The organism is Marmoricola sp. OAE513 (genome assembly GCF_040546585.1).
In the GTDB taxonomy this organism is placed as follows: Bacteria; Actinomycetota; Actinomycetes; order Propionibacteriales; family Nocardioidaceae; genus Marmoricola.
In genome coordinates this window covers 2,030,376-2,051,910 of record NZ_JBEPOC010000001.1, presented here as the reverse complement: position 1 = coordinate 2,051,910, position 21,535 = coordinate 2,030,376, and the positions used below count along the sequence as shown (strand labels likewise).

The 21,535-nt window shown below is 70.3% G+C and carries 16 protein-coding genes; 6 read left to right on the top strand and 10 right to left on the bottom strand.

The features are described from left to right. Positions 1-88: 88 nt before the first annotated feature. The 5 genes from hppD to ABIE44_RS10340 are packed head-to-tail and all read left to right on the top strand — an operon-like array spanning position 89 to position 5,599. Positions 89-1,318 (top strand): 4-hydroxyphenylpyruvate dioxygenase, encoded by a 1,230-nt coding sequence (gene hppD, locus ABIE44_RS10360; protein ID WP_209718505.1) that lies wholly within the window; start codon positions 89-91, stop codon positions 1,316-1,318. Next, a complete protein-coding gene (locus ABIE44_RS10355; protein WP_209718507.1) occupies positions 1,318-2,547 on the top strand; it encodes a homogentisate 1,2-dioxygenase in 1,230 nt (409 codons plus the stop codon). The genes hppD and ABIE44_RS10355 overlap by 1 nt, the downstream gene beginning before the upstream one ends. After that, on the top strand, positions 2,544-3,668 hold the full coding sequence (locus ABIE44_RS10350; protein ID WP_209718522.1) for a fumarylacetoacetate hydrolase family protein: 1,125 nt from the start codon (positions 2,544-2,546) through the stop codon (positions 3,666-3,668). Before ABIE44_RS10355 ends, ABIE44_RS10350 begins: the two co-directional genes overlap by 4 nt. Continuing rightward, entirely contained in the window at positions 3,665-4,924 is a 1,260-nt protein-coding gene (locus tag ABIE44_RS10345; protein ID WP_209718525.1) for a Glu/Leu/Phe/Val dehydrogenase dimerization domain-containing protein, read from the top strand. The genes ABIE44_RS10350 and ABIE44_RS10345 overlap by 4 nt, the downstream gene beginning before the upstream one ends. A gap of 42 nt (positions 4,925-4,966) precedes the next feature. Next, positions 4,967-5,599 (top strand): pyridoxamine 5'-phosphate oxidase family protein, encoded by a 633-nt coding sequence (locus ABIE44_RS10340; protein WP_209718528.1) that lies wholly within the window; start codon positions 4,967-4,969, stop codon positions 5,597-5,599. Between the two features lie 7 nt (positions 5,600-5,606). Here the strand turns inward: ABIE44_RS10340 and ABIE44_RS10335 are convergent, their stop codons facing one another. From ABIE44_RS10335 to ABIE44_RS10315, 5 genes are all read right to left on the bottom strand, one after another. Then, positions 5,607-6,476: a glycerophosphodiester phosphodiesterase gene (locus ABIE44_RS10335; protein WP_209718531.1), complete on the bottom strand. Its 870-nt coding sequence runs from the start codon at positions 6,474-6,476 to the stop codon at positions 5,607-5,609. A 57-nt stretch (positions 6,477-6,533) separates the two neighbouring features. Continuing rightward, a complete protein-coding gene (gene zwf / locus ABIE44_RS10330) occupies positions 6,534-7,982 on the bottom strand; it encodes a glucose-6-phosphate dehydrogenase (protein ID WP_209718534.1) in 1,449 nt (482 codons plus the stop codon). 214 nt (positions 7,983-8,196) lie between these two features. Beyond that, positions 8,197-10,335, bottom strand: coding sequence for a HelD family protein (locus ABIE44_RS10325; RefSeq protein ID WP_209718537.1), 2,139 nt, complete (start codon positions 10,333-10,335; stop codon positions 8,197-8,199). A gap of 86 nt (positions 10,336-10,421) precedes the next feature. Then, on the bottom strand, positions 10,422-11,828 hold the full coding sequence (locus ABIE44_RS10320) for a VWA domain-containing protein (protein ID WP_209718540.1): 1,407 nt from the start codon (positions 11,826-11,828) through the stop codon (positions 10,422-10,424). A 2-nt stretch (positions 11,829-11,830) separates the two neighbouring features. Continuing rightward, complete coding sequence (locus ABIE44_RS10315) at positions 11,831-12,697, bottom strand: AAA family ATPase (protein ID WP_209718542.1); 867 nt, start codon at positions 12,695-12,697, stop codon at positions 11,831-11,833. 92 nt (positions 12,698-12,789) lie between these two features. On the opposite strand from ABIE44_RS10315, the gene ABIE44_RS10310 reads away from it, so the two are divergent. Then, positions 12,790-16,098 (top strand): ATP-binding protein, encoded by a 3,309-nt coding sequence (locus ABIE44_RS10310; protein WP_209718544.1) that lies wholly within the window; start codon positions 12,790-12,792, stop codon positions 16,096-16,098. Position 16,099: 1 nt separating this feature from the next. On the opposite strand, the gene ABIE44_RS10305 is transcribed toward ABIE44_RS10310, so the two are convergent. The 5 genes from ABIE44_RS10305 to ABIE44_RS10285 all read right to left on the bottom strand — a co-directional run bounded on the left by ABIE44_RS10305 (position 16,100) and on the right by ABIE44_RS10285 (position 21,532). Beyond that, the gene (locus ABIE44_RS10305; RefSeq protein ID WP_209718547.1) at positions 16,100-16,993 is read right to left on the bottom strand and encodes a MerR family transcriptional regulator; all 894 of its coding nucleotides are present in this window, start codon (positions 16,991-16,993) and stop codon (positions 16,100-16,102) included. Beyond that, the gene (locus ABIE44_RS10300) at positions 16,993-18,582 is read right to left on the bottom strand and encodes a flavin-containing monooxygenase (protein WP_209718550.1); all 1,590 of its coding nucleotides are present in this window, start codon (positions 18,580-18,582) and stop codon (positions 16,993-16,995) included. The genes ABIE44_RS10305 and ABIE44_RS10300 overlap by 1 nt, the downstream gene beginning before the upstream one ends. Continuing rightward, on the bottom strand, positions 18,579-19,547 hold the full coding sequence (locus ABIE44_RS10295) for a ferritin-like domain-containing protein (RefSeq protein WP_209718552.1): 969 nt from the start codon (positions 19,545-19,547) through the stop codon (positions 18,579-18,581). The genes ABIE44_RS10300 and ABIE44_RS10295 overlap by 4 nt, the downstream gene beginning before the upstream one ends. Position 19,548: 1 nt before the next feature. Continuing rightward, positions 19,549-20,445, bottom strand: coding sequence for an SDR family NAD(P)-dependent oxidoreductase (locus ABIE44_RS10290; RefSeq protein WP_209718554.1), 897 nt, complete (start codon positions 20,443-20,445; stop codon positions 19,549-19,551). Positions 20,446-20,518: 73 nt separating this feature from the next. Then, positions 20,519-21,532 (bottom strand): alpha/beta hydrolase, encoded by a 1,014-nt coding sequence (locus ABIE44_RS10285; RefSeq protein ID WP_209718556.1) that lies wholly within the window; start codon positions 21,530-21,532, stop codon positions 20,519-20,521. Positions 21,533-21,535: the final 3 nt, after the last annotated feature.

Genomic DNA, 21,535 nt, shown 5'->3' with positions numbered 1-21,535 from the left:
ACGCAGCATCAGCGCGAGATCTGCACACCTTGACCACCATCAGATGCACATGTTGCCGCCGTTACAACCGCGGTGCTGTGCTGCAGCCATGGCACTCGCAGACACCCTGACCAACGAGGAACGGCTCGCAGAGCTGGACCTGGCCACCCTCCAGCAGCTCGTCGGACTTGTCGAGTACGACGACGCGCAGGACCCGTTCCCCGTCACCGGCTGGGACGCGGTGGTGTGGGTCGTCGGCAACGCGACGCAGACGGCGCACTTCTTCGTCTCCGCCTTCGGCATGAACCTCGTCGCCTACTCAGGCCCGGAGACCGGTAACCGCGACCACGTCGCGTACGTGCTCACCAGCGGGGCGGTGCGCTTCGTCATCAAGGGCGGGGTGGACCCGCGCAGCACCCTGCTCGACCACCACCGCAAGCACGGCGACGGCGTCGTCGACATCGCGCTCGAGGTCCCCGACGTCGACCGCTGCATCGCACACGCCCGGTCCGTCGGGGCGACGGTGCTGGAGGAACCGCACGACGTCACCGACGAGCACGGCACCGTGCGCATCGGCGCCCTCGCGACGTACGGCGACACCCGGCACACCCTGGTCGACCGCAGCCGGTACGACGGTCCGTACCTGCCCGGGTACGTGGCTCGCACCTCGACGTTCGAGAAGCGCGACGGCGCGCCCAAGCGACTGTTCCAGGCGCTCGACCACGTCGTCGGCAACGTCGAGCTCGGCAAGATGGACGACTGGGTCGAGTTCTACAACAAGGTCATGGGCTTCACGAACATGGCCGAGTTCGTCGGCGACGACATCGCCACGGACTACTCGGCGCTGATGTCGAAGGTCGTCGCGAACGGCAACCACCGGGTGAAGTTCCCGCTCAACGAGCCGGCCATCGCGAAGAAGAAGTCGCAGATCGACGAGTACCTCGAGTTCTACGACGGCCCCGGCGCGCAGCACCTGGCACTCGCCACCAGCGACATCCTCGCCACCGTCGACGCCCTGCGGGCGGAGGGCATCGAGTTCCTCAGCACCCCGGACTCGTACTACGAGGACCCTGAGCTGCGCGCGCGCATCGGCGAGGTCCGGGTGCCCGTCTCCGAGCTGCAGAAGCGCGGCATCCTCGTCGACCGCGACGAGGACGGCTACCTGCTGCAGATCTTCACCAAGCCGCTCGGCGACCGTCCGACGGTGTTCTTCGAGCTCATCGAGCGGCACGGCTCGCTCGGCTTCGGGAAGGGCAACTTCAAGGCGCTCTTCGAAGCGATCGAGCGCGAGCAGGAAGCGCGCGGGAACCTTGACGTAGTCGAGAATGGGCGCAGCTGATGGCGCACTACCAGCGCGTCGGGAACGTCCCGCCGAAGCGCCACACCCAGCACCGCGCCGCGCTCGAGAACGGGGCCGGCGGCGACCTCTACTACGAGGAGCTGATGGGCGAGGAGGGCTTCTCCTCGGACTCCTCGCTGCTGTACCACCGCCACGTCCCCTCGGCGATCGTCGAGGCGCGCGTCTGGGAACTGCCCGACCAGGCCACCGTCCCGAACCACCCGCTGGTCCCGCTGCACCTGAAGCTGCACGACCTCTGGAACGACGACGACTGGCGCGACAACGACGCGGTCACCGGTCGGCGTCTCGTGCTCGGCAACGGCGACGTCCGGATCAGCTACGCCGTGGTCGGGGCCACCTCGCCGTACTACCGCAACGGCATCGGTGACGAGTGCGTGTTCGTCGAGTCCGGCACCGCCGTGGTCGAGACGGTCTTCGGCTCGCTCGAGGTCGGCAGCGGTGACTACGTGATCCTGCCGCGGGCGACGACGCACCGGTGGGTGCCGACCGGGGATGTCGCACTGCGGCTCTACGCGATCGAGGGCAACAGCCACATCGCGCCGCCGAAGCGGTACCTGTCGAGGTACGGACAGCTGCTCGAGCACGCGCCGTACTGCGAGCGGGACCTGCGGGTGCCGACCTCCCCGGTCCTCGAGCCTGCCGAGACGCCGACCGACGGGGAGACCGAGGTCTACATCAAGCACCGCGGCAACGGTCCCGGCGGACTGGCGGGCACGGTCCACGTCGTCCCGCAGCACCCCTTCGACGTCGTCGGGTGGGACGGCTGCCTCTACCCGTACGCGTTCAACGTCGCCGACTTCGAGCCGATCACCGGCCGCGTGCACCAGCCGCCGCCGGTGCACCAGGTCTTCGAGGGGCACAACTTCGTGATCTGCAACTTCGTCCCGCGCAAGGTCGACTACCACCCGCTGTCGATCCCGGTGCCGTACTACCACTCCAACGTCGACTCCGACGAGGTCATGTTCTACGTCGACGGCGACTACGAGGCCCGCAAGGGATCGGGCATCGGCAAGGGCTCGATCAGCCTGCACCCCGGTGGCCACAGCCACGGGCCGCAGCCAGGCGCGTACGAGAAGTCGATCGGCGTCGAGTCCTTCGACGAGCTCGCCGTCATGGTCGACACCTTCCGGCCGCTGGAGATCGGCGAGGCGGGCCGCGCCGTCGACGACGGCGTCTACCTGACGTCCTGGACGAGGGGGAACCAGTGAACGACGCAGCACTCTTCGGCCTGACCAACCTCCCGTACGGCGTGTACTCGCTGCCCGGGACCGCGCCGCGGGTGGCGACCCGGCTCGGCGACGACGTCGTGGACCTCGCGCTGCTGCTCGACGACGACGTGTTCGCCCGCCCCAGCCTGAACGCGTTCATGGCACAGGGGCGCCGCCGCTGGGACGAGGTCCGTACGGCGATCCGGTCCGCGCTGGCCGACGGCCTGCCCGCCGACGGCGTCCACCCGATCGCGGACGTCACGATGCACCTGCCGTTCGAGGTCGCCGACTACGTCGACTTCTACGCCTCCGAGCACCACGCCTCGAACCTCGGCCGACTGTTCCGACCCGACAGCCCGGACCCGCTGATGCCGAACTGGCGGCACCTGCCGGTGAGCTACACCGGCCGCTCGGGATCGGTCGTCGTCTCCGGCACCGACGTGGTGCGCCCGTGCGGACAGCGCCTGCCGGCTGGTGAGAGCGCGCCCACCTTCGGACCGTCGGCCCGCCTCGACATCGAGGCAGAGCTCGGCTTCGTCGTCGGCACCGGCAACGCGATGGGGTCGACGATCACCACCGACGACGTCGAGGACCACCTGTTCGGCGTCGCGCTCTTCAACGACTGGTCGGCCCGCGACATCCAGGCCTGGGAGTACGTGCCGCTCGGCCCGCACCTCGGCAAGTCGTTCGCCTCGACGCTGGGCGCGTGGATCACCCCGCTGGCTGCGCTCGACGCTGCGCGGATCGACGTACCGGGCCAGGTCCCGGCGCCGCAGGGGTACCTGGCGATGGACCCGCCGTGGGGCCTGGACATCGGCCTGGAGGTCTGGCTCAACGGCGAGCTGATCAGCTCGCCGCCGTATGCGACGACGTACTGGTCGCCCGCGCAGATGCTCGCCCACCTGACCGCGAACGGGGCGCCGACCCGAACGGGTGACCTGTTCGCCTCCGGCACCGTGTCCGGCCCCGAGCTCGACGAGGTCGGCTCGCTGATCGAGCGCGGCAAGGGCTTCCTCGAGGACGGCGACGAGGTCGTCCTGCGCGCCACCGCACCCGGAGCGAACGGCACCCGGATCGGGCTCGGCGAGGCTGCCGGGCGTATTCGAAAGGCACACGCATGACCACCACGATCGAACGCACCTCGATGAAGGACCTGCTGGTCCGCTACGAGAGTAAGGCACCCGAGATCGTCTTCGAGTGGAACGACGCGGAGACCGAGGCACGGGGCTGGGTGGTCATCAACTCGCTGCGCGGCGGCGCCGCAGGAGGTGGCACGCGGATGCGGCGCGGCCTGGACCGCAGCGAGGTCGAGGCGCTGGCCAAGACCATGGAGGTGAAGTTCACCGTCTCCGGGCCGGCGATCGGCGGCGCCAAGTCCGGCATCGACTTCGACCCCGCCGACCCGCGTCGCGCCGGCGTGCTGGAGCGGTGGTTCAAGGCGGTCACCCCGCTGCTCAAGGCGTACTACGGCACCGGCGGCGACCTCAACGTCGACGAGCTGCACGACGTCATCCCGCTGACCGAGCGCTACGGCCTCTGGCACCCGCAGCAGGGCATCGTCAACGGGCACTTCGCCGCCGACGAGCGGGAGCTGGTGCAGCGGGTCGGGATGCTGCGCCTCGGCGTCTCCAAGGTGGTCGAGGACCCGCGCTACACCCCGGACCGGGAGGCGAAGTACACGATCGCCGACCTGGTCACCGGGTGGGGCGTCGCGGAGTCGGTCGTGCACCACTACGGCATCTACCAGCCGACGGGGAGCGTGCGGGGCAAGCGCGTGGTCGTCCAGGGCTGGGGCAACGTCGGATCCGCGGCGGCGTACTACCTGGCCCAGGCCGGGGCCGTCGTCGTCGGGATCATCGATCGCGACGGTGGCCTGCTCGCGCCCCAGGGCCTCACGCCCGAGGAGGTGCACGGGTTGTTCCTCGGCAAGGTCGGCAACACCTTGGTCTCCCCCGACCTGCTGCCGTTCGACGTCGTCGAGGAGCAGGTCTGGGACCTGGGCGCGGAGATCTTCCTGCCGTGCGCGGCCTCGCGGCTGGTCAGCCACCAGCAGGTAGAGCGGCTCGTCGCCGGTGGCCTGGAGCTGATCTCGGCCGGCGCCAACGTGCCGTTCGCCGATCCCGAGATCTTCTACGGTCCGACCTACGAGTACGCCGACCAGAACGTTGCGGTGATCCCGGACTTCATCGCGAACTGCGGCATGGCCCGGGCGTTCACGCTGCTCATGGGCGGCATCGGCGAGGTGAGCGACGAGGTCATCCTCGGCGACGTCTCGCGCACGATCCGCGTCGCGCTGGAGAAGTGCCACGAGCGGTCCGCAGCGCCGACCGGACTGGCGGCGACCGCACTGACGCTGGCGCTCGACCAGCTGGTCTGAATTTCCGTCGCGGGGGCGGTCGGGCCTGGGCAGAATCAACCCATGACCGACCGCACCCGGATCCGCCGGCTCCCCGAGAAGGCGGCCACCGAGCTCGAGGACCTGTGGGCCGTGCTCGACTCAGCCCGGGTCGCGCACGTCGCCTTCGTCGCCGACGGCCGACCACTGAACATCCCGACGGCGTACGCGCGCGACGGGGACCGGCTGCTGCTGCACGGCTCCACCGGCAGTCGCCTGTTCCGGACGCTGGCCGCCGGGATCGAGGTGTGCGCGACGGTGACCATCCTCGACGGCATGGTGCTCGCGCGGTCGGCGCTGGAGTCCTCGATGCACTACCGCTCGGCGATGGTCTTCGGGAAGCCGGAGACCGTGGCTGCCGAGGACAAGACCGCGGCGCTCGAAGCGATGTCGGAGGCGTGGATGCCGGGGCGCTGGCCCGGCCTGCGACAGCCGACCACCAAGGAGCTCGCCGGCACGATGGTGCTCGCGCTGCCGCTGACCGAGTGGTCGGTGAAGATCAGCGATAAGGACGTCGAGGACCTGCCCGAGGACCTCGACCACCCGGTCTGGGCGGGCACGCTCCCGATCCTCACGACGTACGGCGACCCCGTCCCGGCCGACGACCTCCGCCAGGACATCGCGGTCCCGGACTACCTGGCGGGGTGGACGCCGTGAGAGCGCTTCACCGCGCTGCCTGAGCGGTGACCGCTCGCCGCACCTCGGTCACCCCGGAGACCATCAGGCCGTCGGCGCCCTTGCCGAGGGCGACGTTCGCCGCCCGCGCGTCGGGGACCACGTGCGCGATCACCGGCTTGCCGAGGGACCGGATCTTCTTCCACACCTGCGGGCTCGCCCGGTAGGACATCCCGAGCAGATCAGCGTCCTCGTGGTGGTGCAGGAAGTCGTCGTCCTGGCCGAACGCACGCCAGGTGGTGTAGCCGCGCTCGCGCGCCTTGGGCAACCACGGCGAGGCACCTGCCCGCCAGGCCTGCTTCGCCACGACCGTCCGGGTGGCATCACCGGGCAGCGCGTCGAGGATGTCGAGCAGCTCGTCGACGTGGTCGCCGGCGCGTTTCGGGTCGAGGAAGAGGATCGCCTTGCCGTAGTAGGCGTCCAGGAACTCCCCGAGCGTCAGGTACCGCTGGTGCCCCGGCGTCCCGGCGTCGGATGCGGCCGCGAGGATACGGTGCTCGTCGATCTCCGCCCACGTGCTGTCCTCGACAGCGACGTCGCCGACCCCGGAGGTGCGGTCGAGGTCGCTGTCGTGCAGGCCGAACCAGGTGCCGTCCGCGCTGCGCGCCAACGTGATCTCGAGCGCCTGGTAGCCGGCCTCGAGCGCTCGGTCGTAGGCGTAGCGGCTCATCTCGGGAAAGTCTGCCGAGCCACCGCGATGGGCGATGCGGCCGTCCTTCTCCAACCAGGACTTGATCTGGGGTGGCAGCGGCCGGGACTCCGTCGACGTCGACGTCCGTACGTCGATGCTGCAGCCGACGGTGAGGATCGCGAGCACCACCACGCCCGCGATCCTGACCGACCAGTCCTTCAGCTCCATTCTTCGAGCCTGCCCCACGCCCGGTAAAGACCGTGCTCGCAGGGGGTTAAGAACGTCCTAACGCGGCTTCTCCCGCCAGCTGCGCTCGAACGGCAACCGCCACGCGTGCGGGGCGATCAGCTGGTGGATCGCGTTCGGCCCCCAGGAACCGGCCGAGTACGTGCGCACCGGCGGCGGGTCGTCGAGCAGCGGCTGGGACTTCTCCCAGAGCGTCTCGACGCCGTCCGCCGTGGTGAACAGCGTGTGGTCGCCCCGCATCGCGTCGTAGATCAGCCGTTCGTAGGCCTCGAGGACCGAGGAGCTGCTGTCGGTCTCGTTCGTGGCGAACTGCATCGAGAGCTTCTCGAGCTTCATACCCGGCCCCGGGCGCTTGCCGTAGAAGGAGAGCGACATCTTCGACTGGTCGGCGAGGTCGAAGGTCAGGTGGTCGGGACCGTGGGTGCCGGCGTTCGAGCCCGCGGGGAACATCGTCAGCGGCGGCTCCTTGAACGCGATCGAGATGATCCGGGCACCCTCGGCCATCTTCTTGCCGGTGCGCAGGAAGAACGGCACGCCCGCCCAGCGCCAGTTGTCGATCTCGACCTTGAGCGCGATGAACGTCTCGGTGTCGGAGTCGTCGGCGACGGCCTCCTTGCCGCGGTAGCCGGCGTACTGGCCCCGGACGACGTTGCTCGGCTCCAGCGGGCGCATCGAGCGGAACACCTTGTTCTTCTCGTCGCTGATCGGCCCGGGCGCGAGCGAGGTCGGCGGCTCCATCGCCATGAACGCCAGCACCTGCATCAGGTGGGTGACGACCATGTCGCGGTACGCACCGGTCGACTCGTAGAACGCGGTCCGCCCCTCTAGCCCGAGCATCTCGGGGACGTCGATCTGCACGTGGTCGATAAAGTTGCGGTTCCAGATCGGTTCGAACAGACCGTTGGCGAACCGGAACGCCAGGATGTTCTGCGCGGCCTCCTTGCCGAGGAAGTGGTCGATCCGGAAGACCTGGCTCTCGTCGAAGACCTGGTGCACCCGGTCGTTGAGCAGCTTCGCGGAGACCAGGTCGGTACCGAACGGCTTCTCCATGATGATCCGCGAGCGCTCGACCAGGCCGGCCTCGTCGAGCTGGCGGATCACGTCGAGCGCGGCCTTCGGCGGCACGCTCAGGTAGTGCAGCCGACGGATGTCGGTGGCGATGATGCCGACCGCCGTGGCCAGCTGCGCCTCGGCCCACGACACCGTCTCGGCGAGGGTCTCGGGCCCCGAGGACTGCGGGACGTAGGTGAGCATCGGGGCGAACCGGTCCCACCGGGCGTCGGTCAGGTCGCCCTTGCCGAACTCCTCGCAGGCGTCACGCGCGAACTTCACGAACCGCTCGGTGTCGAGCTCCTCCAGCGAGGTCCCGATGATGCGCGCGTCCCGCAGAAGACCGGCCTCGAACAACCGGAGCAGGCCGGGCAGGAGCTTGCGTCGAGCGAGGTCCCCGGTGGCCCCGAACAGGACGATGACGTGCGGGTGGTCCATGTCTCGAGGCTACTCCGACGTTGTTGCCACCCCGTTAACGCCGACCCGGCAAGGATGTGCACCTGTTGGGCGCCGACCCGGCAGGGATGTGCAGGTGCTGGGTGGCGAGCCGGCATGGATGTGCAGGTGCACCCGCACATCCATGCCGGGTCGGCGGGAGAGACCTGCACATTGGTGCCGGGTCGGCGGGAGAGACCTGCACATTGGTGCCGGGTCAGGAGGAGGAGACGGTGACCATCTGCTGGGTGGCGCGGGTGTAGACGACGTACAGGGTCGCCGTACCGGTGGGCGACTCCGACTCGATCTCGGCGGGCTCGACCACGACGATGCCGTCGAACTCCAGGCCCTTGGTGTCGAGGCCGGTGAGCACGACGACGCGAGCGTCCTCGCCCTCGGTCATGCCGTCGACCTCGGACCATCCGGCGACCCACCTGCTGACCTCGGCCCGGCGCGCCACCGGGACGACGATGCCCACCGTGCCGTTGACCGCGCCGACCAGATCGGCGAGCGCACGCCGGGTCGCGCCCTCGAGGTCGGCGTCGACGACCTCGCTCGGCTCGACGCCGGTCGAGCGGACCGCGTTCGGCAGGTCGGCGTCCAGGCCGACGCGCTCGGCGTACCGAGCGGCGAAGGCGTAGATCTCCGAGGAGTTGCGGTAGTTCGTGGAGAGGTGGAACTCGTGCTGCGCCTTCGTCCCGAGCGCTTCGGCGCGGGCCTTGGTGGCCTCGGCGGGCACCGGCCACGAGGACTGCGCAGGGTCGCCGACGATCGTCCAGGTGGCGGTGCGTCCGCGGCGCCCGACCATGCGCCACTGCATCGGCGTCAGGTCCTGGGCCTCGTCGATGAGCACGTGGGCGTAGCCGTCGTCCTCGACCCGGTTCGTCGGCGGGCTCCAGGTGCGCTGGCCGCCCCACTCCTTCTCGGTCGCCAGGGTCAGCTCGGAGAGCGACGAGTCGGCCAGCTCCAGCGGGTCCTCCTCGGCGTCGTTGACCAGCGGCGGATCGCCGAGCAGGTAGCGCAGCTCGTCGACCAGCGGGATGTCGTCGACCGAGAGGTCCTCGCCCCAGGACTTCGCGAGCAGGCGCACGGCCTCGTCGTCCAGCACGCCCTCGGCGACGCGGGTCAGCACGTCGTGGTCACCCAGCCAGCCGAGCACGGTGGCGGCGTCGAGCACCGGCCACCAGGATGCGGCGAAGTCGAGGAACGCGTCGCTGGTGCGCATCTCGTCGGCGAAGTCCTCCTTGGTGCGCTCGCGCGCACGCTCGGACTTCACCTGACGCCAGAGGTGGTCGATCAGGGTCGAGGCGACCTTGGTGGTCGACCGGTTGCGCGGGCCCATCGAGAGCAGCTGACGTCGCACCTGCCCGAGCTCGCGCGGCCCGAGGTGGAGCACGTCGTCGCGGTAGAACACCCGGAACTCACGGGGCCCGCCGGGCACGGACTGGCGCGAGGTACGGCGCAGCAGCTCGGCCATCTCGACGGCGCCCTTGACCTCGGCGACCCGGGGGTCGTCGCGCCGGGTGGCCTTGAGACCGTCGACGACGTCACCGAGCGAGCGCAGCGCCACCGCGGTCTCGCCGAGGGACGGGAGCACGCGCTCGATGTAGCGCATGAAGACCCCGGAGGGACCGACCACCAGGACGCCGCCGGTCTCGTAGCGTCGCCGATCGCCGTACAGGAGGAACGCGGCGCGGTGCAGCGCGACGACTGTCTTGCCGGTGCCCGGGCCGCCGGTGATGAGCACGACGCCCTTCTCCGGAGCGCGGATCGCCTTGTCCTGCTCGGCCTGGATGGTGGCGACGATCGAGTGCATCGACCGGTCACGCGCGCGGGAGAGCTGCGCCATCAGCGCGCCCTCGCCGACGATCGGCAGGTCCTTCGACGACTCCGCGTCGGCCTCGGGATCGAGCAGGTCGTCCTCGACGCCGACGACGGTCTCACCGAGGCTGCGCAGGATCCGTCGGCGGATCACGCCCTTCGGCTCGGCCGGGGTTGCTTGGTAGAACACAGCCGACGCGGGGGCCCGCCAGTCGATCAGCAGGATGTCGTGGTTGTTGTCGCGCAACCCGATCCGGCCGACGTAGCGCGGCTCCGGGTCGACCTCGTCACGCATGTCGAGACGCCCGAAGACGAGGCCTTCGTGGGCCGCGTCCAACGTCGCGATCCTCTTCGCCGCCTGGAAGAGCATGGCGTCACGCTCGACCAGGCCGCCCTCGTGACCGAGCTGACCCCGGGCGCGACCTTCCGCCGCGAGCTGTTCGGCCGACCGGGCCGAGTCCGCCAGCTGGCGGTAGACCGTGTCGACGAATTCCTGCTCGCGCGCGATCTCGCGAGCGGCGACGTCTTCGTTCAACTTCGGTCCTTGTCAGAGCGGAACGGGGATCGATCACTCTACCGGGCAGTTGTTGCGCGTTTGGGGGAGATCCCACAATCCAGCCATCAGGCCAGGTCGTGGATGAAGTCTCCCAGCTGCGTGAGGTTGCGGCACTCGACCATGTTCAGGATCTTCGCGTACTCCTGCGCAGCGGAGTCGCCGGTGTTCCAGTGCCGGGGCGACTCCGGGTTGAGCCACCAGGTGTTCCGGGCCTCGTGGACCATGTCCTTGATCACCGGCATCGCGAGGTCGGAGTAGTTCGAGCGGGCGTCGCCGAGGATGAGCAGGTTCGTCTTCGGACCGAGCGCGTCGCCGTGCAGCTCCTGGAAGCGGGTGAACGCGCGGCCGTAGTTCGTCCGGCCCCACAGGCTGGCGTACTGCGCACTCGCAGCCAGCGACGCCATCGTCTCGATCGGGTCGGCGCCGGGGTGGAAGCGGTCGCTGACCTCGTGGATCTCGTCGACGAACGTGAACGCGCGCACCCGGTTGAACTGCTCGCGCAGCGCGAAGACCAGCATCAGGGTGAAGTTGGCGAAGTTCGCCACCGACCCGCTGACGTCGCAGAGCACGACCAGGTCGGTGCGGCTGGGTCGGCGCGGCTTGTGGTGGGTCTCCAGCGGCACGCCCCCCGAGGAGATCGACGCCCGGACGGTACGCCGGAAGTCGAGCTGACCACGTTGCCGCGACGCCTTGTGCTTGTTGATCCGGGTGGCCAGTCGGCGCGCGAGCGGGCCGATCTCGCGGCGCATCGCCTCGAGGTCGCTCTTGCGGGCGGAGGTGAAGTCGATCTGGTCGATGCTCTTGCGCACGGTGTACTTGGCGACGTGCTCGGGGCCGCGGACCTCGGCCGCGCGGCGGCGTACCTCCGCGTCGACCATCGCCTCGAAGGCGTCGACCTGCGCCTGCACCAGCGTACGCATCGTCGGGTCGGTGTCGAGGTCGGCCATGAGTCCCTGGAGGACGCGCTCGACGAGCTCGTACGGAGACACCCGGTTCATCACGTTGTACGACGACCAGCGCTGCTCGCCCGGGCCGCGCCCGCGGATCAGGCCGAACCGCTGGACGGCGTCGCGGGCCAGCATCTGCAGCGCGTCCGGGTCGCCCATGCCGAGGGCGTTGACCAGGGCGTCGCGGAACTCGGCGAGGTCGGCGGGCCCGTCGCCGGCTCCGGTCATCGAGCTTGCCGAGATGTCTTCCGGCGTCTCGGCAAGCTCGACGACCGACTCGTCCGTCACCCGCGTGGGGTCACCGACCAGCGCCGGGAAGTAGAGGTCGAAGACGTGGTCGAAGCCGGCTCGGTGCGGCTGCTTCTTGACCAGGGTGGCGGCGTACGCGGCGCGGACCAGCTCGCGGTCGTCGAGGCCGAGGGTCAACACGGCGTCCGCGGCGTCGAGGCCTTCGGACAGCGAGACCGGGAGACCTGCCGTGCGCAGAGCCTCCAGGAACGCGATGTGCCGGTCGAGCAGCGCCATGCTCAGGCCAGGCGGAGCTTGAGCTCGCGGACTGCCCGGTCGATGTCGCTGGTGTGCTTGAGCACCACGCCGAGCGTGGCGTCGATGGTGGCCGGGTCGAGCGTGCCGGTGCCGAGGGCCACGAGCGTGCGCGCCCAGTCGACCGACTCGGCGATCGACGGCGCCTTGCGCAGCTCGAGCGCACGCAGCCGGGTGACGGTGTCGACGATCTGGCGAGCCAGCTTGTCCTCGATGCCCGGGACCTGGCCCACGAGGATCGCGTGCTCGCGCTCGGCGTCCGGGTAGTCGATGTGCAGGTAGAGACAGCGGCGACGGACCGCCTCGGACAGCTCGCGGGTCGCGTTCGAGGTGAGCAGCACCATCGGACGACGAACGGCCGAGATGGTGCCGAGCTCGGGGATCGTCACCTGGAAGTCGCTGAGCACCTCGAGCAGCAGTCCCTCGACCTCGACGTCGGTCTTGTCGACCTCGTCGATGAGCAGGACCGTCGAGGTCTCCTTGCGGATCGCGGTCAGCAGCGGCCGAGAGAGCAGGAACTCCTCGGCGAAGATGTCGTCGTGCGTCTCGGACCAGCTCTGGTCGCCGTTGGCGGCCTGGATGCGCAGCAGCTGCTTCTTGTAGTTCCACTCGTACAGCGCGCGGGCCTCGTCGAGACCCTCGTAGCACTGCAGCCGGATCAGCTCGGAGCCCGTCGCCTTGGCGATCGCCTTCGCGAGCTCGGTCTTGCCGACCCCGGCCGGCCCCTCCACCAGCAGCGGCTTCTCGAGCGCTCCCGCCAGGTAGGTCGTCGTCGCCGTCGCCGGGTCGGCCAGGTAGCCCGCAGCAGCGAGCAGCTTCTCGGCATCCGCCGCGGAGTCGAACCAAGTCACCGGCTCATCATGCCCTGCGGTCGCCGTCCCGTCCGTGGCGCGGGTCACCTATTCGTTCGCTGGTCCCACCGGGTGCGTGGTTGCATGGCCGGGTGGAGTACGGCGTACTCGGCGCGCTCCGCGTGACCGACGGGACTGCGGTGCTGACCCCGCGCGGGCAGCGGCCACGGGACCTCCTGGCGATGCTGCTCCTGCGGCACCCGAACGCGGTCGACGCCTCGGTGCTTCTCGAAGGCGTCTGGGGAGACGATGCAGCCGAGCTCGCGCCCGCCGTCGTCCACACCGTCGTGGCCCGGTTGCGACGCAGCCTCGGCGAGGACCAGGTCGAGACCTCCGAGGTCGGCTACCGGCTCCGACCCGGCACCGCCGTCGACGCCGTCGCCTTCGCCGACCTGGTGCGCAGCGCTCGCGCGCTCGAACCGGCGCAGGCCTCCGAGAGCATCGAGGTGCTGCGCACCGCGCTCGCCCTCTGGCGCGGGGACCGGGCTTTCGACGACGTCAGCGACCACCTCGTCACCGCCGAGCGGCAGCGCCTCGACGCCCTGCGCGCCACTGCTGTCGAGAGTCTCGCCGAGTCGTTGCTGACGCTGCCCGACCCGACCGGCTGGGTCGAGGCCAACGAGCGGGCCGAGGCTCTGATCGCCGTCGACCCGCTGCGCGAGCGCCCCTACGAGCTCGTGATGCTGAGCGCGTACCGGGCCGGCCGTCAGGCCGACGCACTCTCCACCTACACGCGGTTGCGCACCGCCCTGCGCGACGAGCTCGGCATCGACCCCGGACCGGGCGCCGTGGACCTGCAGCGCCGGATCCTCGAGCAGGACCCCGCGCTCGGCGGCGAGGTGCGTCGCGTCTGGACCGAGCCGGCGACCGCACCGGAGCGCGGCCTGACGGGCGCGGCGACCGCCGGTGCCGACGTACCGCTGCTCTTCGGTCGCGACGACGAGGTGGCTGCGCTGACGGAGTTCGTCGCAACGGGGCACGGTGCGTTGGTGATCACCGGACCACCGGGAATCGGCAAGACGGCCCTGTGGGAATCGGGTCGGGCGCAGGCGCCACGCGACCAGGTCGTGCAGGCCCGTCCCGGCGAGGAGGAGGTGCGCTACTCCTTCTCGGTGCTGGCCGACCTGCTCGACGGGGTCGACCTCGACCGGCTCACCGAGCTGCCCGAGCGGCAGCGCGAGGCGCTCAGCGGGGCGCTCGTGCGTACCGACGGGACGAGCGAGCCCGACATGCACGCCATTGCTCTCGGTCTCGCCGCCGCGCTCGACGAGCTCGCGCGCGAGGCTCCCCTGCTCGTCGCCGTCGACGACGTGCAGTGGATGGACGCCGAGTCGGCGGAGGCGCTGACCTTCGCCTCCCGCCGCGTCGACCGCAATCGGGTCAGGTTCCTGCTGGCCCGCCGCGACGGGCACGACCGCACCGCCCTCGAGCAGGCCTTCCCGGCAGCCGTACGGCGTGACGTCGTGGTCGCACCGCTGGACGCCGACGCGACCGCCCAGCTGCTGCGGTCCTTGGAGGTGCAGGCCCCGGCCCGCGTGGTCCGCCTGGTGCACGAGCAGTCCGGTGGGAACGCGCTGTTCATCCACGAGCTCGCCCAGGTGCTGCGCGAGCGCGGCCTGCCGGAGAAGGGTCAGCCGCTCGGCGTCCCGACGGATGTCGAGGAGCTGCTCGGCCTCCAGGTCGACGAGGTCCCCTCCGACGAGCGCACCGCAGCGCTTGCCGTCGCGCTGGAGAAGAACCTCACCGAGGACGTCCTGAGCACCCTGACCAGCCGCGAGACCGTCGCCGCGACCGTACGGCGCCGCCTCCTCGTCGTGGACTCGACCACCGGTCGCGTCCGGTTCCGACACCCCCTCATCGCCGCGCTCGCCCGTGACCGGAGCACCCCCGCCCAACGCCGGTCGCTGCACCGGTGGTTGGCCGACCAGGTCACCAACCCGGACAGCCGCGCCCGCCACCTCGGCCTCGGCCACGACCAGCCCGACGAGGACCGCGCCGCCGAGCTCGCGCACGCCGCCGGCCAGGCGCTGAGCCGGCGCGCGTTCGAGACCGCGGTCGAGCTGACCCGGCTGGCGCTCGAGCAGACGCCCAGCGACTCCCCCGATCGGCCGCAGCGGATCGTGAACCACGCACAGGCCCTGGCCGTCGCGGGGTGGACGCAGCACCTCACCGACTTCCTGCTCCCGAAGATCGACGAGCTGCCCGTCGGGCCACGCGGGCACGCCTGGCTGATGCTGACCAGCGGGGTCGTGGAGACGCTGGACCGGGTCGACGAGCTGGCCTCGTTGGCGTTGCGGGACAGCGGCGAGGACATGGTCCTGCGCGCCCAGGCGCTCTCGCTCCGGGCCTCGTACGCCGCCGCCGCCCGGGTGACCGACCTGGAGGAGGCAGTCCGCTGGGGCGAGGAGGCCCGCCGGCTCGATCCGTCCGCGACGGCCGGCGTCGCCTGGGTACGCGCCGTCACCGGCGCGGCGATCGACCTCGACGAACCCGATGACTCCGAGGTCTCTGCCCTGCGCACGGCCACGGCCAGCGGGATCAGCAGCGCCCGCGCCATGCAGCACAGCTGGCGCGGCGAGCTCGCCCAGGCCCGCGAGATCCTCGTGCGCGAGATCAACGGTGCGGACCGCGAGGGGCGCGGCCTCGACACGTCCGAGCTCCAGCTGCACCTGGTCGAGGTGCACGTGCGCGCCGGCGACCTCACGACCGCCGAGGCGATGCTGGGCCTCTGGGGAGAGGTCAACGAGAACGTCCACGAGTCCGCCGACAACGAGCGGATGCGTGCCCTGATCGCGGCGCTTCGTGGGGACCCGGAGGCGGCCGAGCGGCTGGCCGAGGTGGCGCTCGTCGAGGCGGACCGGTTGTCGGTGCGGTGGGCCCGCCTCGAAGCCCTGCGTGCCCGCGGCCTCGGTGCCCAGTTCGCCGGGCGGCTGGACGACGCCGCGCGCGACCTCGGCGCCGTGTGGTCCTGGTGCGAGGACGAGGGCGTAGCAGACCCGGGCACCTTCCCGGTGGTCGGCGACCTCGTCTCGGCACTGGTCAGCCTCGACCGGGTCACCGAGGCCGAGGCGGTGCTCGCGCGGCTCGCCACCCTGAGCGTCGACCAGCAGCACCCGTGGGGCACCGCCACCACGACTCGCTGCCAGGCCCTGGTAGGACGAGCAGCGGGCGAGCTCGACAGCGCCGAGGCCTCGGCACTGCTCCGGGTGGCCGCCGAGGAGTACTCCCGCCTCGGCATGGTGGGCGACCACGCCCGCACGCTGCTCGAGCTCGCCGACTGCCTCCGGGTCAGCGGCGAGCTGGAGCAGAGGACCGAAGCCCTCGTCGCCGCCGCGGACGTCTTCGAGTCCAGCGGCGCCACCGGCTGGGCCGAGCGCACCCGGGCGCTGCTGGCCGGCTAGCTCAGCCGGCGACCTCGCCCTCGGCCGGCAGTGCCGCGGACAGGTAGGTCGCGAGAAGGTCCTCGATGGTCTTCTCCATCGACTCCGAGAGCGTGCCGACCACCGCACCCATGGCGAGCTCGCGGAACCGGGTGAGCGTCGCGACCAGCTCGCTGATCTCGGCGACGCTCGGATCGGCGACGTTGAGGAACCGGTCCCCGACCTGGCGGACGGCCTCGTTGACCAGTGCGCGGGCGATGTCGTCGACGGCCATCGCGACCTCGCTGTGCAGCTTCACCAGCGCCTCGGCCGGCATCCCGAAGCCGCGCATCTCCGCGAAGGAGCGCAGCAGCTCGGGGCGGCGTACGAGCGCCTTGGCGCCCTTGACCTCGACCAGGCCGACGTCGATGTAACGCTGCAGGGCGTTTTTGTCGACGGTGAGCGCGCGGACCTCGGCCAGCGTCATCGTCACCGGAGCGTCCTCGAGCCGCGGCGGCACCAGCGCGCGCTCCAGGCCGAGCACGTCGGCGAGGTCGCGACCGCTCTCCCAGGCGGTGAGCATCTCGGTGATGTGCCCGCTGGTGTAGCCGCGCTCCAGCATCGAGGTGATGATCTTCAACCGGGACAGGTGGCTGTCGTCGAAGATCGCCACCCGGCCCTCCCGCCGCGGCGGGTGCAGCAGCCCGCGTTCCTGGTAAGCCCGGATGTTGCGCACGGTGACGTTGCTGGCCTGCGCCAGGTCGTCGATCCGGTACGTCGTCCCCTGCTGCGGCTGCCGGGTGCGGCCCAGCGACAGCAGCTGGCGCACCGCGGCGTCGACGGTTCCCTTGGGGTCCCGGGCGAGCTGACGCTGACCACGGCGCAAGGACTCCAGGACGGTCTCGACGGCGCGCAGGTTGAGCGACGGCGCTGCCACTAGACGGCCGCCAGCGTGCGGTCCGCGGGGATGTTCCACAGCCTCCGGGCAGCGTTCGAGGCGACGTCGTAGTCGCGGATCCGGAAGTCCTGCATCTGACGAAGATACTGGCTCGCGAACCCTGGATACATCGAGGCGTTGAAGCCGTCCTTGGTCAGGTACCAGCTCGTGCAGCCGGACATCCAGGTCGTGCTGCGCAGCCGCTTCTGCATCGAGACGTTGTAGCCGTCCTGGACGTCCTTCTTCACGTCGATCCAGCGCAGGTCCTGCTCCACGACCGCCCGGATGCCGGCCACGGCGTACTCGATCTGCCCTTGGGCGTAGACGAGCAGCGAGTTGTGTCCCGGCCCCGAGTTCGGGCCGCAGGTGAAGAACAGGTTCGGGTACCCGTGCGCGCTCGCGCTCTTGTACGCCTCCGGGTGCCCGGACCACTCCTCCTGGAGCGACTGGCCGTCCAGCCCGAAGATCGGGTACGGCGGCCCCTCGAGGTGCACGTCGTACCCGGTCGCGAAGACGATCGCGTCGACCTCGTGCTGCAGCGCGTCGGCCGTCTGGATCCCACGCGGCGTGATCTTGGCGATCGGCCAGGTGATCAGCTTGCAGTTGTCCTGCTGCAGCGCTGGGTAGTAGTCGCTGGACATCAGCATCCGCTTGCAGCCGGCCCGGAAGTCCGGCGTCAACTGGCGACGGAGCCACCTGTCCTTCACGGTCATCCGGAGGTGCAGCCTGCCGGCCTGCTGGATCAGCGTGGTGACCGGGGTGTCCCACACCAGCCCGGTCGCGGCCGCTTCGTGGGCGAAGAAGAGCGCGCTGCGCGTGACCTGCTGGACCAGCGGAAGCTTCTCGAAGACCGCCTTCGCGAGCTCCGGGGTCTCCAGGTCCACGCGCGGCATCACCCAACCGGGTGTGCGCTGGAAGACCTTCACCGAGCCGGCCACCTTCACCAGCTCGGGGATGATCTGGACCGCGCTCGCGCCGGTGCCGATCACTGCGATGTTCTTGCCCGCGAAGTCGTAGTCGTGGTCCCACCGCGCGCTGAGCACCTTGGTGCCCTGGTAGTCCTCGATGCCGGCGATCTTCGGCAGGCTCGCGTCCGAGAGCGGGCCCGAGGCGACCACGACCGTGCGGGCGTAGAGCTTCTTGCGCCCGCAGCTGACCTCCCAGCGCGCCTCGGCCTTGTCGAAGACCAGCTTGGTCACCTCGGTGTTGAAGCGGATGTCCTTGACCAGGTCGAACCGATCGGCGAGCTCCTCGATGTGCGCGAGGATCTCCGCGCTCGGCGAGTACGCGCGCGACCAGCCGGGGTTCTTCGCGAACGAGAACGAGTAGAGCTGCGAGGGGATGTCACAGGCCGCGCCCGGGTACGTCGCGTCCCGCCAGGTGCCGCCGACACGGTCCGCGCGTTCGAGGATGACGAGGTCGTCGACGCCCGCCTCGCGCAGCTTGATCGCCGTACCGAGGCCGATGAAGCCCGCACCGATGATGACGGTGGTGTGGACGTGGGGACTGCGCTTGGGTCGTCGCGTCTCGACAGGCTCGACGACCGGTCGTCGAGCCTGTCGAGACGTCGAAACCGTGGTCGTGCTCATGCGGCGTTCATCCCCTTCTTCACCGTGCGCGTCACCGGCTCGTAGGTCAGCTCCTTGAACCAGGTCGGGATCGGGCGGAACAGCGCCTTCGGGTAGTACTCCGACAGCGTCACCATCGAGTTCGCCAGCAGGTGGTACGGGTGCTGGGGGTTGACCACCATCTTCGCGTGCTGGCGGATGACCTGGAACAGCGGAACGCGGTGCGTGAACTCGCCGCGGTTGCCGAGCTTCTCGAACCGCTCCATGGCGCGGTAGAGCTTCTCGGGCTGCAGCCCCATGTCCATGATGTTGTTGCGGATCCGGTTGAGGAGCGGCAGGTACATCAGGGCGCCGATGATGAGCGCGGGCGTCGCGACGTTTGACACGAAGTCGATCGCCAGCTTGCGTGCCGTCGCGTGCCCGATCATGTCGAGGACGGCGAAGTCGACGGCGATGTGCCGGGACTCGTCGTTGTTGATCTTCTCGAAGACCTGGTGGCACACCGGGTCGTGCACCTCCTCGAGCAGGAACTTCAGCAGCGCTCCGTCGAGGGCCACCTCGAGCATCGGGATCACCGTGCCGAGCACCGAGAGCGGCATGTCGTCGGCGTACGTGTCGAGCCACTCGATCGCCATCCGGATGTTGACGTTCGGCTCCGGGATCTCGCCGTCCTCGAGCATGCCCCAGCGCTTGAGCAGGGCGAGCTCGGCGTTCGCGTGCCGCTGCTCCTCGGCGTGGAAGTACCGGTAGATCTCCGCGATGGTCGGGTTCGGAGCCTTCTTCGCCATTGCGGCGAAGCCCCGGGCACCGACGTTCTCGATCCAGCAGAGGTCAGCCATGAACGCCTTCAGCTTGGGCCGGAACTCGTCGCTGATCGTCTCCGCGCCCGGTGCCTCCCAGTCGATGTCGGCGAGGGCCCACTGCTTGTCCTTGATCTTCTGCAGCATGTCTTCCATGTTCAGCGCGGGCTGGACGGTGGTGGCCATGTCAGTGCTCCTTCTCGGTGGTGCGCGTCTCGGCCAGCTCGACGACCGGGCCGGTGTCGGGCAGGGAGTCGTCGCTGATCGGGCCGAAGCGCTCGAGCAGGCCGGCGACGCGGGTGTAGGTCTGCGGCAGGGTGCGCTTGATCTGCCAGCCGATCTTGGCGTCGATCTGAGGCATCACGTACAGCCCGCCGCGGTCGTGGGTGTCGAGGCAGACCCGGGCGACCTTGGCCGGCGACATCCCGAACTGCATCAGCTTGCTGGCCGCCTCGGACGCCTTGGCGTTGATGCGGCCGGAGGTGACGATGTTGGTCTTCACGAACGTCGGGCACAGCACCGTGACGTTCACCCCGGTCCCGGACAGCTCCGCCGCCAAGGTCTCGCTGAGCGACAGCACCCCTGCCTTGCTGACGTTGTACGCCGCCATCCGTGGGGCGGCCCCGAAGCTCGCAGCTGACGCGACGTTGATGATGCCGCCGCGCTGCCCGTCCAACGCCTGTTGCCGCAGCAACGGGGCGAACACGTGGCACCCGTGGATGGGACCCCAGAGGTTGATGTCGAGGGTCCAGTGCCAGTCCTCGATGGGGGCGTCCCCGACGACGTTGCCGCCGGCTCCGACGCCGGCGTTGTTGATCACCAGCGTGGGCACGCCCTCGAACCAGCGGCAGGCCTCGGCCGCGAGGTCCTGGACGCTGTCCAGCTTCGAGACGTCGCAGTGGACGGCGACCGCGGTGCCGCCCTGGTCCTCGATGGCGGTGACGGTGCGCTGGGCACCGACCATGTCGATGTCGCTGACGACGACCTGGCCGCCGCGCCGACCGAGCTCGACCGCGAACGCCTGGCCGATGCCGCTGGCGGCTCCGGTGACGATTGCCCGGGCGTTCCGGCTGATCTTCGTCACAGCGCGAGCCTCCGAACGCCCGAGCTTGCTCGAGGCTGAGGAGGCGAAGCGCTGTTGACGAGCGTAGCGAGGATCATGCGGTGTCTCCTTCTCGTGCGTGCGCCGCGTTCTCGCGGCGGTCCTCGGCGGCCTGGTGAGCAGCGACGACGAAGCGCGCCGCGCGCCGCAGGGCTTGGTCGGCCTCCGGCACCATCCGGGCCGCGGCCTGAAACACGTGCATCTGGCCGGGCCAGATCTCGAGTCGGACGTCGGTGCCGGACGCGGCGAGCATGTCGGCGATGTGGTGGGCGTCGGCGGCGAGGAACTCCGCCCCTCCCGCCTGGATGAGCGTCGGCGGCAGCACCTCGCCGTCCTCGACGACGTGCGTCAGGCGCGGGTGCAGCGGGTCGGTGTCGCGCAGGTAGTGCGCCAGCAGCTTCCGGACACCGGCGGCGGAGATCATCGCGTCCGGGATCGCCTTCTCGCGCTCGGCCATGAGGTCGCAGGTGACGTCGGCCAGCGGCGAGAGCAGCACCATGCCGGCCGGCAGCTGGCGCCCCTCGCGCACCAGCCGCAGGCAGAGGTCGAGCGCCAGGTGCCCGCCGGCGGAGTCGCCGGCGACGACGACCTGGTCGGGCGTCCAACCCTGCGCGAGCAGCCAGTCGTAGGCGTTCTCGATGTCCTCGGGCGCCGCCGGGAAGGGGTGCTCGGGGGCGAGCCGGTACTCGACGCTGAAAACCGTCGTCCGGCTCTGGCTCGCGAGGCGGCTGACCAGGGGACGGTGCGTCTTCGTCGAGCAGAGGTTGTAGCCGCTGCCGTGGATGTAGAACACGACCGCACCCGGGCGCGGGGTCGTGGGCTTGAGCCACTCCCCCTGGACCCGGCCGAACGCCTGCGTGGTCGAGTCGACCGCGGTCATGGTGACGTCGGTTGCGGAGACCGCGGCACCGGCCATCAAGCCGGCCAGCACCCGGCGGGTGACCCGGACACCGAGCTCGCCCTCAGGAACGATGTGCTCGAGCGGCCGGACAGTCAGATTGGTCGCCCAGTGGGCGAGGCGGGCACGCGCCGAGGGCGGGTGCGGGGTGAAGCGGGTGAGAGTCTGCACCCC

Excerpts from the sequence above, each read along its gene's own strand:
- ABIE44_RS10295 (WP_209718552.1), bottom strand. The coding sequence starts at position 19,547 with ATGGCCACCACCGTCCAGCCCGCGCTGAACATGGAAGACATGCTGCAG.
- ABIE44_RS10335 (WP_209718531.1), bottom strand. The coding sequence starts at position 6,476 with ATGGAGCTGAAGGACTGGTCGGTCAGGATCGCGGGCGTGGTGGTGCTC.
- ABIE44_RS10355 (WP_209718507.1), top strand. The coding sequence starts at position 1,318 with ATGGCGCACTACCAGCGCGTCGGGAACGTCCCGCCGAAGCGCCACACC.
- ABIE44_RS10340 (WP_209718528.1), top strand. The coding sequence starts at position 4,967 with ATGACCGACCGCACCCGGATCCGCCGGCTCCCCGAGAAGGCGGCCACC.
- ABIE44_RS10320 (WP_209718540.1), bottom strand. The coding sequence starts at position 11,828 with ATGGCGCTGCTCGACCGGCACATCGCGTTCCTGGAGGCTCTGCGCACG.
- zwf (WP_209718534.1), bottom strand. The coding sequence starts at position 7,982 with ATGGACCACCCGCACGTCATCGTCCTGTTCGGGGCCACCGGGGACCTC.
- ABIE44_RS10300 (WP_209718550.1), bottom strand. The coding sequence starts at position 18,582 with ATGAGCACGACCACGGTTTCGACGTCTCGACAGGCTCGACGACCGGTC.
- hppD (WP_209718505.1), top strand. The coding sequence starts at position 89 with ATGGCACTCGCAGACACCCTGACCAACGAGGAACGGCTCGCAGAGCTG.
- ABIE44_RS10345 (WP_209718525.1), top strand. The coding sequence starts at position 3,665 with ATGACCACCACGATCGAACGCACCTCGATGAAGGACCTGCTGGTCCGC.